15 protein-coding genes are annotated in these 18,583 nt (G+C 59.0%); 6 read left to right on the top strand and 9 right to left on the bottom strand.

Translation table 11 applies throughout. The features are described 5' to 3' along the window. Positions 1-20: 20 nt before the first annotated feature. From AB4O12_RS09320 to AB4O12_RS09340, 5 genes are all read right to left on the bottom strand, one after another. Positions 21-1,226: an autotransporter outer membrane beta-barrel domain-containing protein gene (locus AB4O12_RS09320; RefSeq protein WP_460061544.1), complete on the bottom strand. Its 1,206-nt coding sequence runs from the start codon at positions 1,224-1,226 to the stop codon at positions 21-23. After that, entirely contained in the window at positions 1,160-2,461 is a 1,302-nt protein-coding gene (locus tag AB4O12_RS09325) for a hypothetical protein (protein ID WP_460061546.1), read from the bottom strand. Before AB4O12_RS09325 ends, AB4O12_RS09320 begins: the two co-directional genes overlap by 67 nt. Positions 2,462-2,894: 433 nt before the next feature. Further along, entirely contained in the window at positions 2,895-4,214 is a 1,320-nt protein-coding gene (locus tag AB4O12_RS09330) for a hypothetical protein (protein WP_460061548.1), read from the bottom strand. Positions 4,215-4,248: 34 nt separating this feature from the next. Continuing rightward, a complete protein-coding gene (locus tag AB4O12_RS09335) occupies positions 4,249-4,797 on the bottom strand; it encodes a hypothetical protein (protein ID WP_460061550.1) in 549 nt (182 codons plus the stop codon). Between the two features lie 105 nt (positions 4,798-4,902). Further along, entirely contained in the window at positions 4,903-5,748 is an 846-nt protein-coding gene (locus tag AB4O12_RS09340; RefSeq protein WP_460061553.1) for a hypothetical protein, read from the bottom strand. A 237-nt stretch (positions 5,749-5,985) separates the two neighbouring features. Between AB4O12_RS09340 and AB4O12_RS09345 the strand changes: the two genes are divergently transcribed. The 5 genes from AB4O12_RS09345 to AB4O12_RS09365 all read left to right on the top strand — a co-directional run bounded on the left by AB4O12_RS09345 (position 5,986) and on the right by AB4O12_RS09365 (position 11,290). Beyond that, on the top strand, positions 5,986-7,014 hold the full coding sequence (locus AB4O12_RS09345) for a LacI family DNA-binding transcriptional regulator (protein ID WP_310216262.1): 1,029 nt from the start codon (positions 5,986-5,988) through the stop codon (positions 7,012-7,014). A 149-nt stretch (positions 7,015-7,163) separates the two neighbouring features. Beyond that, positions 7,164-7,946 (top strand): sugar phosphate isomerase/epimerase family protein, encoded by a 783-nt coding sequence (locus AB4O12_RS09350; RefSeq protein ID WP_041480194.1) that lies wholly within the window; start codon positions 7,164-7,166, stop codon positions 7,944-7,946. After that, positions 7,939-8,958, top strand: a complete 1,020-nt coding sequence (locus tag AB4O12_RS09355) for a sugar kinase (RefSeq protein WP_375122257.1) — start codon at positions 7,939-7,941, stop codon at positions 8,956-8,958. The genes AB4O12_RS09350 and AB4O12_RS09355 overlap by 8 nt, the downstream gene beginning before the upstream one ends. Before the next feature lie 57 nt (positions 8,959-9,015). Next, positions 9,016-10,314 (top strand): MFS transporter, encoded by a 1,299-nt coding sequence (locus AB4O12_RS09360; RefSeq protein ID WP_041480189.1) that lies wholly within the window; start codon positions 9,016-9,018, stop codon positions 10,312-10,314. A 13-nt stretch (positions 10,315-10,327) separates the two neighbouring features. Beyond that, on the top strand, positions 10,328-11,290 hold the full coding sequence (locus tag AB4O12_RS09365) for a 2-hydroxyacid dehydrogenase (protein WP_252886298.1): 963 nt from the start codon (positions 10,328-10,330) through the stop codon (positions 11,288-11,290). Positions 11,291-11,439: 149 nt separating this feature from the next. Here AB4O12_RS09365 and AB4O12_RS09370 read toward each other — a convergent pair whose 3' ends face one another. The 4 genes from AB4O12_RS09370 to AB4O12_RS09385 all read right to left on the bottom strand — a co-directional run bounded on the left by AB4O12_RS09370 (position 11,440) and on the right by AB4O12_RS09385 (position 17,098). Next, positions 11,440-12,627, bottom strand: coding sequence for a pyridoxal phosphate-dependent aminotransferase (locus AB4O12_RS09370; protein ID WP_460061556.1), 1,188 nt, complete (start codon positions 12,625-12,627; stop codon positions 11,440-11,442). Between the two features lie 41 nt (positions 12,628-12,668). Continuing rightward, on the bottom strand, positions 12,669-14,294 hold the full coding sequence (locus AB4O12_RS09375) for a methyl-accepting chemotaxis protein (protein ID WP_150740940.1): 1,626 nt from the start codon (positions 14,292-14,294) through the stop codon (positions 12,669-12,671). Positions 14,295-14,598: 304 nt separating this feature from the next. After that, positions 14,599-15,738 carry a glycerate kinase gene (locus AB4O12_RS09380; RefSeq protein WP_460061559.1) on the bottom strand — a complete coding sequence of 380 codons (1,140 nt, stop codon included), beginning with the start codon at positions 15,736-15,738 and terminating at the stop codon, positions 14,599-14,601. Positions 15,739-15,976: 238 nt separating this feature from the next. Continuing rightward, the gene (locus AB4O12_RS09385) at positions 15,977-17,098 is read right to left on the bottom strand and encodes a sugar diacid recognition domain-containing protein (RefSeq protein ID WP_460061561.1); all 1,122 of its coding nucleotides are present in this window, start codon (positions 17,096-17,098) and stop codon (positions 15,977-15,979) included. A 171-nt stretch (positions 17,099-17,269) separates the two neighbouring features. Between AB4O12_RS09385 and AB4O12_RS09390 the strand changes: the two genes are divergently transcribed. Continuing rightward, on the top strand, positions 17,270-18,580 hold the full coding sequence (locus AB4O12_RS09390; RefSeq protein ID WP_039762752.1) for an MFS transporter: 1,311 nt from the start codon (positions 17,270-17,272) through the stop codon (positions 18,578-18,580). The last annotated feature ends 3 nt before the right edge of the window (positions 18,581-18,583 follow it).

Below are 18,583 nucleotides of genomic sequence, written 5' to 3' on the forward strand. Positions count from 1 at the left end.
TTTTTTTAATGCTGATGCAATCAGAAACTGAAGCTCAGCCCAACACTCCCTCCTAGCTCCTGGTCAGCTTTGCTGCCCCTGCTGGTCCCTATCTCGCCATACAGTTGCCATTTGTTATTGGCCGGAACCCAATTGAGGCCCCCGGTCAGTTCGAGGCTGGTGCTGGACAAATCGTTGTTGAATCCAGTGTCATTCACGCTGACACGATTATTGTTGACGAATTCATGACTTAACGCCGCGTGCAGCCTGGGTTGCAATTTTCCGCCATTGTTCAGCACCACCTCGCGACCAACGGTCATTCCGACCTTGCCGAGCAATGAGCGGGTCTCGTTGCTGTCTACCTGCAGTCCGTTGTCCAACTTGTAGTCCTTGCCTTTTACCGTCGCAACACCAACCTGAGCAGAGGGCTCGATGAAGTAACCTCGGTTAAAGACTATATGCTTACCTACTTCGACGGTTCCACTGATGCCGAGATTATCGAAGTCACCCTTTGTTCGAGTGTCATCGCTCAAGGTGACTTTGACGTCATTACTGAAACGGTTGATTTTGCCAACGGTATCCACGTAATACCCGGTCGTTTCGTCATACCAGGACAGATACATCCCGCCATAGGTGCTGTTGATCGTGCCGGCGCTGCCGCGGGCCAGGTTAAGGCGAGTGGTGCTGTAGCCACCAAAAACCCCGATCAACCATTGGCCATCACCTATCGGTAGTGGCGTGTCCACCCCCAATGAGACGCCAGTCTGATTTTGTTTATAACCATCACCGTAGGCATTCTTGACGTTGTACTGATTGGCATGAGTGCGTATCCACAGGCCGCTGGTCGCGTTCTGATTATCTGAGTCCAGTGCCGCAATCGATCGCGATCGGGGCTGAGTGCCGGCCATGCGACGGTCGCCGAGGCGGGTATTGAGAGTGGTCATTTCCGAATAGATAACAGTAGGAGCGGTACCGGCAATTGCCAATGCTGTTTGTGAACCTGTGCTCGGCGTTGTCCCATCAGTCCGCAGGAAAATACCTTCGCCCTCTCGCACCAGTTTGTACGCCAAAGCACCACGATCAACCTGACCGTTTCTCAGATCGAACTCAGCATCCCCGCCAGCGATGTTAGCCACTTGAAGCGGTGCACCGGTGACAGGTTCGCTGGCGCTTGCACCAACTACCAGCTCGTGACGGCCACTGGCTGATTCCGTGACATTGAGAAAGTCCGTTTCACCGGTGGACACGTCAGCATCCAAAAAAACCGGCCATTGCCTGACAGGTTGGCAACATCCAGGCGGACGAACTCGGCGGGCGTGCCGAATCTGACGTTCCCGCCCTGCATTTCGAGATTCGATAACGAATTGCTGCCAACCAGGTTCCATTCAGCGCCACGCCCGATGGACATAGCGCTGACGCCAGTAACCGAACCGTGCAGGATCGAGTCGTTATCCAGCATCACGACGCCAGCCCCGGAGCCCTGAATGTTACCGGTGAGTATGCTTCGGGTATCGAGCGAAACAGAATCGACGTTGGTCAAATCGCCGTCAAGGCTGGCATTGTTTTGCAAGAAAACCGCGGCGGTCCCGCCGTCAGCAACCGCTACATTGCCGGTCAACTGGCTGTCGTCGATTTGAAAGCGCGCTGCTGCGCCTTCCATGACTTCGAGGATATTACCGTTGCCGCCGATCAGATTCGAACGGTTAGCTATCTCGATCAATACCGGTTGATCGTCTGGCGTCGCAAAATCGACTTTGATCGCTGCGCCGGTGCGGCCCTGCACGGTTGACCCATCAATCTTCAGTACACTCTGTGCGGTGACATCGCTCGGGTTCAGGACAGTATCCTCGCCAAAGATGATCCCATCCAGTTCTCCGATGACCTCGCTGGCTGCACTGATGTTGGCGTTGCCGCCGTAAAGTTCGAGGCCAACACCGTCTGCGTCGGTCCCTTCAACCCGGCTGTCCACCAGATTCAAGGTACTGAGGGATGTTACCGCTGCGCCCGAGAAACCGCCTGTCAACGTACTGCCAGTGACGGTCGCTGTTGAGCCAACGGGTATATTCAGGTCGCGCGCAAGCGACAATGCTCTGCCATCGCTGGACAGCGTACTGCCGGATACCACTGCCGAGCTGTCGGTCAAGCTCAGCGCAGTGTCGAAATTGCTAGCCGTCACCGTCGCCGCGTCCAGAGACACTCGGGCGTCTGCTGAGGCTTCAATCTGTGAAGTGCTGGCGGAAATCGCGTTTAACGTCCCACCGCCGACAACGATGTTCAGCGTATCACCGCCATTGACGTTAAGCGTGGCAGTGGCAGGGATGAACCAGGCTTCTGGCGTAGCACCGACGGATACGGTTTCGACTTCACCAGGATTGAGATTTCGGGAAAAGGCCGTCTCGGATATTGCGATCAGTAATGCTGCACAAGAGAGCGTGCCAGTGAGTTTCAAAACTGTCGGTCCCAAGCTATTTTCAAACGTCATATACACTTCTCGTTGAGGTTTATCGGGACGGAAGAAGGACGGTTCAGACGTACATATTCCATCAGACGACCTTTGTAGGCGACGCCGGAGAATACCTGCTAGTCTGGACTTTCTCTGTAGGACTAATCCTCTTAGTAGGTGGGCTTAATCGCCCACTCGCGACATTTCGAGATATTTCTTGCTTCCCCAATTAAATTGCATTGCCTGAAGAGGTTGGCTCTCCGGCAATGCAATGATCGCGAATGCCGTTTATGGAGCAGGCGCAGGATCCCAGCCCGGTTCCGATTCGCAGTACAAGAAGTCAGCATTGAGCAGGTAGACAATCATTTCCTGAACTTCTGACGTGGTTACAATTGGCGTCGAATACCAGATTTTGACATAACCAGCGTAAAAGTCGGTCGGATCAGGCGTGGTAGCAGGTGGACGAGGAAGATTACGAATAAAAGGTGCGTATGGCACTTCCCAAAGCATCCCCTCCGTTAACTCGAGCGAAGTGATCGCACGAGTATCGGAAAAAAACCGTATCCGGCGGTGCGTCTATGGTGTATTTATCGTCATGCCAGCCTTGCCAATTGAATGTGATATTCATCCCATCGGTGAAATGATCATTAGGTTTGATCTTGAACGTCGCAACGTGATCATCCCCCGTCAAGCTCTCGCAAATAATGTATGGGTCTTCGGTGCCATCTGTAGGTGGGCGTTGGAATTCTGGCTTATCGAGAACGATGACTACAGTATTGACAGTTACCGTCTCCTTTGCCGAGTCTTGAGTATTATTCCGGGCGGGGTTTTCATATGTCCACCAAGCCTCTTTAAGCCCGATACCACCCGGACCGACAACGGTATATGGCAAATCTATCTGAACGACATTATTTATATTCGACTGAGTCATTTGAATGGAATTAACGATAATTTCGCCTTGATCCCCAAGATACTTCAGGGTAACCAGATCGCCCGGTTCGGGATCGGGAAACGACGTCCCGGCGGTGACAGGCGAGACATCGATGTGAGCCTTGGCTGTCTGATCGACATCCTGAGGGCCCAGTAAGTTATCCGTGACAGGTGGCTGTCCGCGGACGATCAGTTTCCGGAATTCGGGATTAACTTCAGGGGGCGGGGTCGTCGGGTCGACGGTATAAGGCGGATGCGTCGAGAAATCTGTTTTGACAGTTGTTGATCCGTCGTCGATGGATAAACCGCCACGCATCAAGTCAGCTTTGACGACCACGTCCAATTCAAAATTCGTACCCGTCTGGTTATCAAAGTATTGTTTGCTCAGACTCGACCAAGGAATGGTGAACTCCAGCTCCGTGAGTGCGTTGAATGGCAGATCCTGGGCTGGTTGAGCGCCGTATGTCAGGCTCACTACGTCGGTGCCGATTGTATCTACCAACCGGCTGACTTTTACCTTCACACCTGCACGCGCATCTTTTAAATCGATCAGACCATCTTCGTTTGCCGGGACGGTAATGACGCCCAGTTTGGGCAGTGGCAGAAAACGCACGTTTTTGAAATACACGCCCCATGCGCTCTGGTTGCCAGCAGCGTCAGTAATGATGAACCAGATGAAGGCCCGGCCGCTCGTTACCTTGCGTAGCTCTGCGGTCGGGATGGACAGCTTGCCATCGGTGGGCATCGGTCCGTTGAAAAAAGGGGGCACCTGCGGAGGGTTGGTACGTGTACCTGCCACGTACAGGGTCAACGTGTCATCCGGCTGAACGTTGGCGTAGCCGGTATCAATTTGTACCTGCAATCCCCCTTCGTTACCTGGCTGACCCGCCCATGTGTCATCCAGATCCCCGGGGGCATTTGGAAAGGTGGCTGGCGGAATTGTTCTGGCGCACTGGAACCTGTCCTGGATTTGTACCTGTTTGTGCAGGTTTCGCTTGCCAGGCACCAGTACGGTCGATAAAAAACTTCATCACCGGACCGGTCAGCGGGTTGAGCCCCCGCTCATACAGCACGCTACGCACCCAGATCGGCGTCGGCCCCACCGGGGTTGCATCCTCACCCAGAAATTCGGTAGGCACTGTGATCGGAAAATCTACAGGACGGCTGGCCACGTCGCCGAGGTTTACCCTGTTTAACCGCGTGAAGTCTGTCGGCAGCGGATTGGCAGGAGGCTGGGTTCGCGTAACGTCAAGGGCGATCTGATCTCTGCTGTTAGGATTCGACCACACATTGGTCTTGACCATAAGTGTCAGCGCGGCGCCCACAGGTATCGCAGCTATCGGAATGATGTCCTTGTTCGTGCCGCGCCCGTCTGGCAATTCGGGGGTAGGTGCGACCAGAACGCCCAAGGGTGTGCCTGACTCCGCAGTTTGAATACTTGTCATGTGCCTTCTCCATTGCGTAGAAAATGTTTTTTGATCCATGCATCTTCGACAATGGCGAATGTCGCCAACTGCAGTCGTAATATCGCTGCTACTGTTGCGGCCTGATCACTTCATCCAACTTGCATCCGAGCAATACTTGCTTTCTCCCGGAATTTTCCTGTCTACCTTCACCAGCCCGGTAAACGAGCGAAAGATAGGTACACCGTCGCGCAATAGTTGGTAATTAACTAAGGCCGAATCGTTTTCCTCCATGGGTTCTATATGTGAAGCAAAGGGCTTGATTACAATCTTCACTGGCTCCTTGGTCACAACATCTGTCACAACCTCAGTAAAGTTAAACACCTGTGTCAAAGGGTTTCCCGACCCGTTTAAAGAATCCCATGCCTGCCAATCCAGGCTGAGGACATCCGCAAGCTGAAACAAGTCATCGAAAGGAATTTCGATACGTACCCCTTCCCAGATAAACAAGGCTTCCGGATCGTCGGGATGGTTCTTGTAACATCCGATATATCCCCAGGCATCCGCATCGGGAAAAGTAACCTCCTTCAAAAGTTGCGGCGGCTTAACTATCGCAAAAGTCAGGCGTCGTGAAGGTGACGTAGTAGGGTTGATCGAACGTACTGTGTAGAAAAGCTCAAACGAAGCCACATCCGGAAGTTTCTCGGGAGCTACTGGAATACGAAACTCCGGTGCATCGTCCGCGGCCCCATACTCGCCAAAGGCGACGAAATCAGGGTTACCAACAATGAAAATTTCAACACGATCTTTATTCACGCCTGAAACAGGAAAGTTCGGCCAGCGGTCAATAATACAAACGATGCCCACCTGTTTTGCGTCCGGCGGCAATGTTCCGGCCGGGTCAAGCGGATCGACGCCTTCCACTCGTGGCAGGCTCAGAAGCACGCCGGGATTCAATGGATCGCTGGAGGTAATCGGCGTTTCGATCGGCATGGAATTTCTCACTGGCTGGTCATCTAGGCCTGAAAGAAATTAAGCGCTGGTATTGGAAAGATGCCTACTGTCAGATCTGACAGGTAAAGCAACCGTTTGTCGGAAATCCATTTTGCCGTGACTGTTTCCGCTGCATTTGAAGGTTGACGGCTCAAGGTCAGATAGTGTCTTCTGAAACCGGTTTCAGCGGTATCCATGCCGTTAAAACGCTACATTTCAAAAATAAGGTCTGACCCATTGAACGACTTCTCCGCCGCCCAGCGCAGCCGCGTGACCATGCTTGATGTTGCCGAACGCGCTGGTGTATCCAAGGCCAGCGTCTCGCGCTTCATCGGCGAAGACCGCGCGCTGCTCTCCGATGCCATTGCCCGGCGCATCGAGCAGGCGATTGATGAACTCGGTTACCGCCCCAACCAAATGGCCCGCGGCCTGAAACGCGGGCGCACTCGGCTGATCGGCATGCTCGTCGCCGATATCCGTAACCCCTATTCGATTGCCGTGATGCACGGGGTGGAAACCGCCTGCCGTGCGCACGGCTACAGCCTGGTGGTGTGCAACACCGACCGCGATGACGAGCAGGAACGCCAGCATCTGGCGCTGTTGCGCTCTTACAACATCGAAGGGCTGATCGTGAACACGCTGGGCCATCACCGGGACGAACTGCATGAGCTGCGCCGCGAGATGCCTATGGTGTTGGTGGATCGCAAGGTCGACGGGCTCGACAGCGACATGGTCGGACTGAACAACTCGCAAGCAGTTGAAATGGCGCTCGCGCACCTTGAGCAGCGCGGATATCAGGATTTATTGCTGGTAACCGAACCGTTTGATGGCACCAGTTCGCGGATCGAACGGGTCAGCAGTTTTCAAGCGCAGATTGCCCAACGCTCGGCCCTGACCGGGGCGGTGCTGGAAACCGGCGATGATCTGAAGGCGCAACTTCAAACTTTTTTAAACACCCACGTTGACGGTCCGAAAGCACTGTTTTGCGCCAATGGCGTGGCGGCGCTGGCGGCGACTCACGCGTTGCGCGCACTCGGTGTGCGCTTGTTCGAGGATGTCGGGCTGATTGCTCTGGATGATCTGGATTGGTATCCGCTGGTGGGCAGCGGGATTACCGCGCTGGCACAGCCGACGCAAGAGATAGGCGCGCGGGCGTTTGAGTGTCTGCTCAAGCGCTTGCGCGGGGATGATGAGGTGGCGCGAATTGTGGATTTTGCGCCGGTGCTGATTGAGCGGGGTTCGACCCGAGGGATTGGCGGCGTCTGATCTGGCGCTTTCGCGAGCGGGCTCGCTCCCACAGGTGACCGTGTTGCAAATGTGCGGGCGAGCCTGCTCGCCAAAGGGCCTGCAAAAACACTACAGAATCACCTGATTTTTTTGAACAAAAATGAAACCGGTTTCAGAGGTCAATAACAATGAATAAACCCGCCGTTTCCATCAGTCTGTCCAGCTACGGTGCCGAGCTCGTGCGCCAGCGTGGGCAGGATTGTTTTATCGACATCCTCGCGGCAGCCGGGGCGAATCGCATCGAGTGGCGTGAAGAGCTGCTGACCCGTGAAGACCCGGCGCAACTGGCTCAGGCTACCCAGGCGCAGGGCCTGCAAAGCATTTACTCCTCACCCACCGAACTCTGGCTCGCAGGGCAAGCGCAGCCAAATCCCGAACTGATTACCGCGCTGCAGCAGGCCCAGGCATTTGGCTCGAAATGGCTGAAAGTGTCCCTCGGTTATTTCACCGACAACTCTGACTTGCAGGCACTGGCCGAGCGACTCAAGCAAAGCCCGGTGCAACTGCTGGTGGAGAACGACCAGACCTTGCACGGCGGACGTATCGAACCGTTCCAGCGTTTCTTTACCGCCGTCGAGCAACACAACCTGCCGATCAAGATGACCTTCGACATTGGCAACTGGCACTGGCAGGACCAGTCCGCCGCCAGCGCCGCACGCGCGCTCGGCCGTCACGTCGGTTATGTGCATTGCAAAGCCGTTGCGCGCCGCGCCGACGGCAAACTGGTTGCCGTACCACCCGCCATCAGCGACCTGCATCTGTGGGAACAACTGCTGCGACACATGGACCAAGGCGTTATGCGCGCCGCCGAGTACCCGCTGCAAGGCGATGATCTGGTGCAACTGACCCGCGAACACGTCGCCGCCCTCGCCCGCCTCGGTCAATCGCGCCTGGAGCCAGCTCATGTCTGAGATCGATATTCTTTCTTTCGGTGAAACCATGGCAATGCTGGTCGCCGAGCAGACCGGCGATCTGGCCAAGGTCGAGCAGTTTCACAAACGGATTGCCGGGGCCGACAGCAACGTCGCGATCGGCTTGTCGCGCTTGGGTTTCAACGTCGCGTGGCTGAGCCGGGTCGGTAACGATTCGCTCGGACGCTTTGTGGTCGAGACGCTGATCAAGGAAGGTCTGGATTGCAGCCACGTCGAAGTCGATAAAAACCATCCAACGGGTTTCCAGTTCAAATCGCGCAACGACGATGGCAGCGACCCGCAGGTCGAATATTTCCGGCGCGGTTCGGCGGCCAGTCATTTGTCGCCCAACTCCATCAGCGACAACCTGCTGAGCGCCCGTCACTTGCACGCCACCGGTATTCCGCCGGCGCTGTCAGGTTCCAGCCGGGAAATGTCCTTCGAGCTGATGACCCGGATGCGCAACGCCGGGCGCAGCGTGTCATTCGACCCGAATCTGCGCCCGAGCCTGTGGGCCAGCGAGGGCGAGATGATCCGCCAGATCAACCGCCTCGCCGCCCTTGCCCACTGGGTCCTGCCGGGGTTGAGTGAAGGTCGCTTGCTCACCGGTTTCGACGACCCGGCCGACATTGCTGCGTTCTATCTGGATCAGGGCGCCGAGGCCGTGGCGATCAAGCTCGGGCCTGCGGGTGCTTACTACCGCACGCAGCTGGATCAGGGCTTCGTTGCTGGCGTGCCGGTGAGCAACGTGGTCGATACCGTGGGCGCCGGTGACGGCTTTGCGGTGGGGATGATCAGCGCCCTGCTCGAGCATCAGAGTTTTGCCGAGGCCGTGCAGCGGGCGAACTGGATTGGCAGTCGCGCGGTGCAGAGTCGTGGCGACATGGAGGGGTTGCCGACCCGCCAAGAGTTATCGGTTGAATTTGAATCCGCCTTCGCGAGCAGGCTCGCTCCCACATTTGGAATGCAATCCTCTGTGGGAGCGAGCCTGCTCGCGAAGAGGCCCGCCTGATTACCGCAAATCAATGAACCTGCTGCGACAAAAACAACAAGCTCAGGAGTCACACCGATGAAAACCGCTACCCTCGCCACCCGCCGCTGGTGGTACATCATGCCGATTGTGTTCATCACATACAGCCTGGCCTATCTTGATCGCGCCAACTACGGTTTTGCCGCCGCGTCGGGCATGGCCGAAGACCTGATGATCACACCGGGTCTGTCCTCGCTGCTCGGTGCGCTGTTCTTTCTCGGTTACTTTTTCTTCCAGGTTCCCGGCGCGATCTACGCGCAAAAGCACAGCGTCAAGAAGCTGATTTTCGTCAGCCTGATCCTCTGGGGTGGTCTGGCCACGTTGACCGGCGTGGTGTCCAACGCCTATTGGCTGATCGTCATTCGCTTCATGCTCGGCGTGGTCGAAGCGGCGGTGATGCCGGCGATGCTGGTGTATCTGTGCCATTGGTTCACCCGTGCCGAACGTTCGCGGGCCAACACCTTTCTGATCCTCGGTAACCCGGTGACGATGCTGTGGATGTCGGTGGTGTCGGGCTATCTGGTGCAGCATTTCAGCTGGCGCTGGATGTTCATCATTGAAGGTCTGCCGGCGGTGCTGTGGGCGTTTATCTGGTGGCGTCTGGCCGACGACCGCCCGGCCCAGGCCAAGTGGCTCAATGAGCAGGAAAAGCACGATCTGGAAAGCGCCCTCGCTGCTGAGCAGGTCGGGATCAAGGCGGTGAAGAACTACGCCGAGGCGTTCCGTTCGCCGAAGGTTATCATCCTCGCGCTGCAGTTTTTCTGCTGGAGCATCGGCGTCTACGGTTTCGTGTTGTGGCTGCCGTCGATCCTCAAGGCCGGCGCGCAGATGGACATGATCGAGGCTGGCTGGCTGTCGGCGCTGCCGTATCTGGCGGCGGTGATCGGCATGCTCGCGGTGTCGTGGGGTTCGGACAAGTTGCAGAAGCGCAAACGCTTCGTCTGGCCGCCGCTGCTGATCGCCTCCATCGCGTTCTACGGCTCGTATGCCTTGGGCGCCGAACACTTCTGGTGGTCGTACACGCTGCTGGTCATTGCCGGCGCCTGCATGTACGCGCCGTACGGACCGTTCTTCGCCATCGTCCCCGAGATCCTGCCGGCCAACGTCGCTGGCGGCGCCATGGCGCTGATCAACAGCATGGGCGCGCTCGGTTCTTTTGGCGGCTCGTATCTGGTCGGCTATCTGAACAGCTCGACCGGTTCGCCCGGCGCTTCCTATCTGCTGATGAGCGGCGCGCTGTTGCTGTCGGTGGTGTTGACCATTTTCCTCAAGCCCGGCGCCAGTGATCGCGTCGTCGCCAAAGCCGTCGCCACGCCGCGTGTGCCGGCGCATTCCTGAAAGGACTTTTGCCATGAAAAAACAGGTCGTGCTGTACAAGAAACTTTCGCCCGCGCTGATGGCGCGCCTGCAAGAGCAGTTTGACGTAACGCTGATCGAAAGCCTCGACGCCGACGGCCTCATGCAGCTGCGCGATGCCCTGCCCCGCGCCCACGGTTTGCTCGGGGCCAGCCTGAAACTAGATGCCGCGCTGCTGGATCTGGCGCCGCAGCTGGAGGCGATTGCCAGCGTCTCGGTGGGTGTTGACAACTACGACATCGAGTATCTGAATCGGCGCAAGGTTCTGCTGACCAACACCCCCGACGTGCTCACCGAAACCACCGCCGACACCGGTTTCGCCCTGATCCTCGCTGCCGCGCGGCGGGTGGTCGAACTGGCGAACATGGTCCGTGGCGGGCAGTGGAGCCGCAACATCGGCCCGGCGCATTTCGGCACCGATGTGCACGGCAAGACGCTGGGCATCATCGGCATGGGCCGAATCGGCGAAGCCTTGGCCCAGCGCGGGCATTTCGGTTTCGGCATGCCGGTGATCTACCACAGCCAGTCGCGCAAACCGGCGGTCGAGGAGCGTTTCGACGCACAATATCGCAGCCTCGAAGAGTTGCTCCAGCAGGCCGATTTCATTTGCCTGACCTTGCCGCTGACGGCGCAGACCGAACGTTTGATCGGCGCCGAGCAATTTGCGCTCATGCGGCCGGAAAGCATTTTCATCAATATCTCGCGGGGAAAGGTGGTTGATGAGGCGGCGATGATCGAGGCGTTGCGCAGCAAGCGGATTCGCGCGGCGGGGCTGGATGTGTTCGAGCGCGAGCCGTTGAATCATGACTCGCCGTTGTTGCAGTTGAGCAACGTGGTGGCGACGCCGCACATGGGCTCGGCGACTCATGAAACGCGTGAGGCAATGGCGCGGTGTGCGGTGGAGAATCTGTTGGCGGCGTTGAATGGACAGCGGCCGGCGAATCTGGTGAATCCTTGATGCTGATCGTTCCCACGCTCAGCGTGGGAATGCAGCCCGGGACGCTCCGCGTCCCTTCCGAAAGTTGGAACGCGGAGCGTCCCTAGAGGCATTCCCACGCGGAGCGTGGGAACGATCAGCAAGGCGCCGGTTCAGGCAATGCAAGACCCTCAGGCACTCCGCGCCTGCAACAGCTGCACCGCACACAACGCAATCCGCGCGCAGGCATCCGCCAGTTTGACCCGATCCACCACCAGCCCGATGCGAATATGCCCCGCCGCGCTCGGCCCGAACGCTTCACCGGCCAACACTGACACCCCGTAACCTTCCAGCAATCGCTCGGCAAACGCCTGAGCGCCGAGGCCGGTCTGGCGCACATCGACCATCACGAACATGCCGCCATCCGGGCGAATCGGCTGCAACCCAGGGCAACCGTGCAAACGCTCGCACACCAGATCGCGGCGCAAGCGATACTCCTCGCGCATCTGAGAGACTTCCGGCAGATCACTTTGCAGCGCCACTTGCGCGGCTTTCTGTACGAAATCCGGCAGACCGAAGAGCATGCTCAGCGACAGATTCACCAGATGCTCGGCCAAGGCATTCGGGCCGATCATCCAGCCGATACGCCAACCGGTCATCGCATGGGATTTCGACAGACTGCTGATCGTCGCGGTGCGCTCGGCCATGCCCGGCAGGCTCGCCGGGCTGATGTGCTCGCCTTCATATAACAGCTCGCTGTACACCTCATCGCTTATCAGCCACAAGTCATGGCGAATGCACAGCGCCGCCAGTTCCTGCCAGATCAGCAAGGACAGGCTGGCGCCGCTGGGATTGTTCGGGCTGTTGAGCAGCATGGCGCGAGTTCGCGGGGTAATGCGCGCAGCGACATCGGCCGGGTCGACACGAAAACCGTTCTCCGGGCGCACCGGCACCGCAATCACCTTGGCACCGCAAGCGCCAAACACTCCTTCGTAGGTAACGTACATCGGCTCGGCGACGATCACTTCGTCACCCGGATCGAGCAGACACTGCGCCACCGAGTACACCGCGCATTGTGCGCCGGGCAGGACAATCACCTGATCAGGATCAACCCGTTGACCACTGCGCTGGCGATGACGCTCGGCAATCAGCCTGCGCAGCTCGAACCGCCCACGTACGTCGGCGTAATGGGTATCGCCGGCCAACAGGCTATCGATCGCGCCATGGACGATCGGCAACGGCGTATCGAAATCCGGATCGCCGACGCTCAACAACAAAACATCAACGCCCTCGGCGCGCAGTTCCAGCGCTCGGTCGTGAATCTGCCAGGCAGCGGCACCCTCCCCGGCGATTCGTTGGGTCAAGGCTGAATAGCGCATGTACGTCTCCTGTTAGCGCGGTTTCCAGCCTTCACCGTATCTCAAATCACGAAACGCGCCACCATCGCGTTCAAATCCACTGCCAGTCGCGACAGCTCGTGGGTCGCGGCGCTGGTCTGGTTGGCCCCGGCGGCCGATTGCGTGGCGAGGTCGCGAATATTGACCAGGTTGCGATCGACCTCGCGCGAGACTTGCGCCTGCTCTTCCGACGCGCTGGCGATGACCAGGTTGCGTTCGTTGATCTGGTGAATCGATTGCGTGATCTGCTCCAGTGCCACGCCAGCCGCGCGGGCCATTTCCAGAGTGGACTGGGTACGCTGGTTGCTTTGCTGCATCGAGGAGACCGCTTCACCGGTGCCGTTCTGGATGCCGGCAACCATTTTCTCGATTTCCTGGGTCGACTGCGCGGTGCGATGGGCCAAGGCTCGCACTTCATCAGCCACCACGGCAAAGCCACGGCCAGCCTCGCCGGCACGCGCGGCTTCAATCGCAGCGTTGAGCGCCAGCAAGTTGGTCTGCTCGGCGATGGCACGAATCACGTCCAGCACCTTGCCGATGTCACGGCCCTGCGCGGCGAGGCCTTCGATCATCTGCGCGGTGTTCTGCACGTCGTGGGTCATGGTCTGGATCGCGTCGACGGTTTTCACCACTTGATCGCGACCTTCGCGGGCGGCGTGGGTCGACTGATTGGAAGCTTCGGAAGTCGAAACGGCATTGCGCGCCACTTCTTCCACCGCAGCGGTCATCTCGTTGACGGCCGTGGCGGCCTGTTCGATTTCGTTGTTCTGCTGCTGCAACCCGCGCGACGCTTCTTCGGTGACCGCGCTGAGTTCTTCGGCAGCGGCGCCCAGTTGCGTGGCGGAACCGGCGATCTGCTCGATGGTTTTGCGCAGGTTGGTCTGCATCGCGGCCAAGGCTTCGAGCAGGCGCGCCGGTTCGTCCTTGCCGTCGACTTCGATGGCTTTACTGAGGTCACCGCCAGCAATGGTTTGCGCAGCGAGCACGGCGCGGTTGAGCGGCGTGACGATGCTGCGGGTCAGCAACCAGGCGAGCAACACGGTGGCCAGCGCCGCAATCACGGCGACGATGATGATCCCGGTGATGGCGCTGTCATAGTTTTCACCGGCCTTAATGGCCGCCGCTCTGGCCCCGGCGGTATTCATGCCGATCAGCTTGTTGAGCTGCTCGCCCATCTGATCGGTGCCTTCCTTGATGCGCGTGTTGATCAACGCGCGCATCGCTTCCAGATCGCCCTTGCGCGACAGCTCAATCATCTGATTCTGCGCTTGCAGGTAATTATCGAGCGTCGTCGAAAACGTCTGGAAGACCGCGCGCTCTTCAGGGCCTGCCGGCAACGCAGCGTAGCTGGCCTGCGCTTTGCGCACCTTGTCGACGAGCACCGCGATGCGGGTTTCTGCCTCTTGCAGGCTGGCCGGTTCGCGATTGACCAGCACACGGAACGAGAGAATGCGCATGCGCAGGACGTTTTCCGTGACCACGCTGAGGTGGGTCACGCTTGGCAATTGGTTGGTGTCCATGTCGACCGACGCCTGACGAATGACCGTCATGCGGCTGACCGCGAACACGCCGAGGACAATCACCAACAAGGCGATAAAGGCAAAACCGAGGAAAGCACGTGGCGCGATATTCAGGTTACGCAGGGACATGGTCGGACTCTCGAAAGAAAGAAACTACGAGCGTCCATGCCGTGAGCACTGGCCCATAGCGGGCGACAGTCCGGCGGCACTGAATTGTGGTTTTGTGTGCGCCTGACCGTTGTATCGGCCAGGCTTGAGGAAGGTTTCGGGTCTGCGGTAAATATTTTTCAGGACGTGGCAACAATCAAAAACTGCTCCGCTGCCCTTGGTAGAGCTGTCGAGTGCAACGAGGCTGCGATCTTTTGATCCTGCTTTTAAAAGTCAAAAGATCGCAGCCTCGTTGCACTCGACAGCTCCTACATAGGCAAGCCGATCAGCGTTGGGCGGCGAGTTGCCAGACCCGAGCAATATCGGTGGCGCGTTCACGCAGCAGGCGCGGAGCTTCGGCGCAGGCTTGTTCGAGCGTCATCGGTCCGCTGGTCACGGCGAAAGCGGCGTCGATGCCGTGTTGATAGAGCTCCTGATAGCCCTCGCCCAAGGTCCCGGCAATCACGATCACCGGCACAGCGTGTCGTTTGGCAACTCGCGCAACACCGAACGGCGTTTTGCCGCGAAGGGTTTGCGCATCGAAGCGGCCTTCTCCGGTAATCACCAGATCCGCACCCCTGACCGCGTCAGCGAGCCCGACCAGTTCCGCTACCACCTCGACGCCAGCCTGAAACTGCGCACCGAGAAAAGCCTTGGCCGCAAACCCCAGGCCACCCGCCGCGCCGCTGCCCGGTTCATCGCGCACGTCTTTGCCCAATGCTTGCGCGCAGACTTTGGCAAAGTGCCCCAGCGCCTGATCAAGTTGCTCAACCTGCGCAGGCGACGCGCCCTTCTGAGGGCCGAAAATGGCCGAGGCACCATGCGGGCCGCAGAGCGGATTGTTGACATCGGCGGCGATGTCGAAACGCACATCGGCCAGACGTCGATCAAGCCCACTCAGATCCAGCCGCGCCAATTGCGCCAAAGCCAGGCCGCCGGGCACCAGCGACTGATTCTGCGCATCCAGCAACTTCACCCCCAGCGCCTGCATCGCCCCGGCGCCGGCGTCATTGGTCGCGCTGCCGCCAATCGCCAGAATCACCCGTTGCGCACCGGCATCCAGCGCAGCACGGATCAATTCACCGGTGCCAAACGTGCTGCTGATGCAGGCATCGCGCTGTCCCGGCGGGACCAGTTGCAGACCGCTGGCCTCGGCCATTTCGATGATCGCGGTGTGGTTGTGCGGCAGCCAGCCCCATGCGGCTTCGACCGGCGCGCCCAGTGGACCGCGCACGCGGGTGCGGCGTAACTCACCTTCGCAGGCTGCAAGAATCGACTCGACCGTACCTTCGCCGCCATCGGCCATCGGGCATTTGATCAGCGTCGCCTGCGGCCAGACCTGTGCCAGTCCAAGGGCAATGGCTTCGGCAACGCCTTGGGCACTCAGGCTGTCCTTGAACGAGTCGGGGGCGATGACGATTTTCATGGGAATTCTCCGGTTGCAGTGGCATTCATGCTGCCAGTCGGCCTGCGCCTTGACGCCGGTCGAGTGCACAAGTGGCGTCGGCGTTTATTGTTCATTTCCACAAAAGATATGTGTTGGTCGTACCGGCCTCATCGCTGGCAAGCCAGCTCCCACAGGGTTCTGCGGTGACTATGGAAGTTATGAACGCCTTCTGACCTGTGGGAGCTGGCTTGCCAGCGATGGCGGCCTCAAGGACAACTCATGGCAATGGATCAGTCTGCGGCAGCAGCTGCACCTCAAGATACAACGCCAGCATCCCGTCCAGCTTCAACGGATCAACCCCGCTCAACTCGGCAATCCGCTCCATGCGATAACGCAGACTATTGCGATGAATGCCCAACGCCTCAGCGCAGGCCTGACTCTGCCCGTCGTGCTCGCACCAACTGCGCAGGGTCGCCAGCAACTGGCCGTTGCTGTCCTTGGCGATGACCTGGCGCAGCGGCTTGAGCAGTTCGTCCAGCGCATCATCGTTGCGATGACGCCACAGCATGACCGGCAAGCGATAACGATTGAGCGTCAGCAGTCTCGAATTCGGCAGCACGTCACGACCATAAGCGAGCAAATCGCCGACTCGTCGGTAACAGCGACGCAACCCTGCCAGACCATCCGCCTGCCCGCCGACGGCGATGCGCAAAATCTTCCAGCCGAGGCCATCGAGTTTTTCCAGCAGGCGATCATGCTCGACGTTCTGGCTCGCCGGGCGACACCACAACAACGAAGACTTCGCCGAACTCACGCACCAACTGTCCGGATAACGCGAGGTCAGCCACGCACTCAGTGCCTCGACGGTTTGCCCCGGGCCGTGCTCAAGACCCAGCTCAAACAAATACGGCACCCGGGTCAATAGCGGCTTGAGCCCTAGTTGCTGCGCCTCATCGATCAGACGCGGCGAATCCCCCGCCTCGCTCAGCAGCAACGCCAGCAGATCATCGCAACGCTGCCGTCGCCACTGTTGCTCGGCCTGCTGGTTGCGCTGGCCGACCAGCATTTCAGCGGTCATGCGCACCAGCTCGGCGTAGGTGCGCAATTGCTCCGGCTCGCCGGTGATGCCGAGCACGCCGATCAAGCGCTGATCGAGCAGCAGCGGCAGATTGATCCCCGGTTGCACACCTTTGAGATGCACCGCCGTCTGCGCGTCGATTTCCACCACACGCCCGTTGGCCAGCACCAGTTGCGCGCCTTCATGACGGGTGTTGATGCGCTCCGGTTCGCCGCTGCCGAGGATCAGGCCCTGACTGTCCATGACGTTGACGTTGTACGGCAAAATGGCCATGGCCCGGTCGACGATGTCCTGGGCAAGGTCGTGATCGAGTTCGAACATAGCGGCGGCAATCCTTCAGTTCAGGCACGAACGGTTGTTCAGCCGCACAGGGTCTGGCGGCAAACCCTGTGCTCAGGCACAAAGACAATCCGGCCAAAGGTGGCCGAGACTCTCAGGGCGATCAACGTTACCCTTTGCATCGCAAAAAATCATAATAAAGAGAGAGCCGCTATGTCGCAGAGCGCCGCAGCTACCCAGACCATCGACGACGGTAAAAACGCCGTCTACAAACGCATCACCCTGCGTTTGATTCCCTTCATTTTCATCTGCTATCTGTTCAACTACCTCGACCGGGTCAACGTCGGCTTCGCCAAACTGCAGATGCTCGACGCACTGAAATTCAGCGAAACGGTGTACGGCCTCGGCGCCGGCATCTTCTTCATCGGTTATGTGCTGTGCGGCGTGCCGAGCAACCTGGCACTGACCCGCTTCGGTCCTCGGCGCTGGATTGCCTTGATGATGATCACCTGGGGCACGCTGTCGACCTGCCTGTTGTTCGTCACCACCCCGACCGAGTTCTACACCCTGCGCTTTTTCACCGGTGCCGCTGAAGCCGGTTTCTTCCCGGGCGTCGTGCTGTACCTCTCGCAGTGGTTCCCGACCTTCCGCCGTGGCCGGATCATGGCGTTGTTCATGTCGGCAATCCCGGTCTCCGGTTTGCTCGGCAGCCCGTTTTCCGGCTGGATTCTCAACCACTTCGCCGCCGGCCAGGGTGGCCTGGCCGGCTGGCAGTGGATGTTCCTCCTGCAAGGCATTCCGACGGTGATCCTCGGTGCGCTGGCGTATTTCCTGTTGAGCGACAGCTTCGCCAATGCCAAATGGCTGACCGCCCATGAACGTTCCGTGCTCGAAGCCGACCACGCCGAAGACCTCGCCAACAAACCGAAAACCGCCACCGACTCGCTGCTTGCGGTGTTCAAGAACCCAGCGATCTGGGCCTTCGGCCTGATCTATTTCTGCATCCAGAGCGGCGTGTACGCGATCAACTTCTGGCTGCCGTCGATCATCAAGAACCTCGGCTTCAGCGACAACCTGGTGATCGGCTGGCTGAGTGCGATTCCGTACCTGCTCGCGGCGGTGTTCATGCTGGTCGTCGGCCGCTCGGCGGACTTGCGCAAGGAGCGCCGCTGGCACTTGGTGGTACCGATGCTGATGGGCGCTGTCGGGCTGGTGATCGCGGTGAATTTCGCGGCCAATCCGGCGATTGCGATTCTCGGCCTGACCATAGCGACCATGGGCGCACTGACCGGTCTGCCGATGTTCTGGCCGGTGCCGACCGCCATGCTGAGCGCGGGCGCAGCGGCTGGTGGGCTGGCGCTGATCAACTCGATGGGGCAGATGGCCGGGTTCCTCAGCCCGTACCTGGTGGGTTGGGTCAAGGACAGCACGGGTTCGACGGATGCAGCGTTGTACGTGCTGGCGGCGGTGATCGTCGGCGGGAGTCTGCTGGCGTTGCGGATGACGCGGACGTTGCGGGCCTAATCA

This window comes from Pseudomonas sp. S2_A05 (assembly GCF_054668485.1).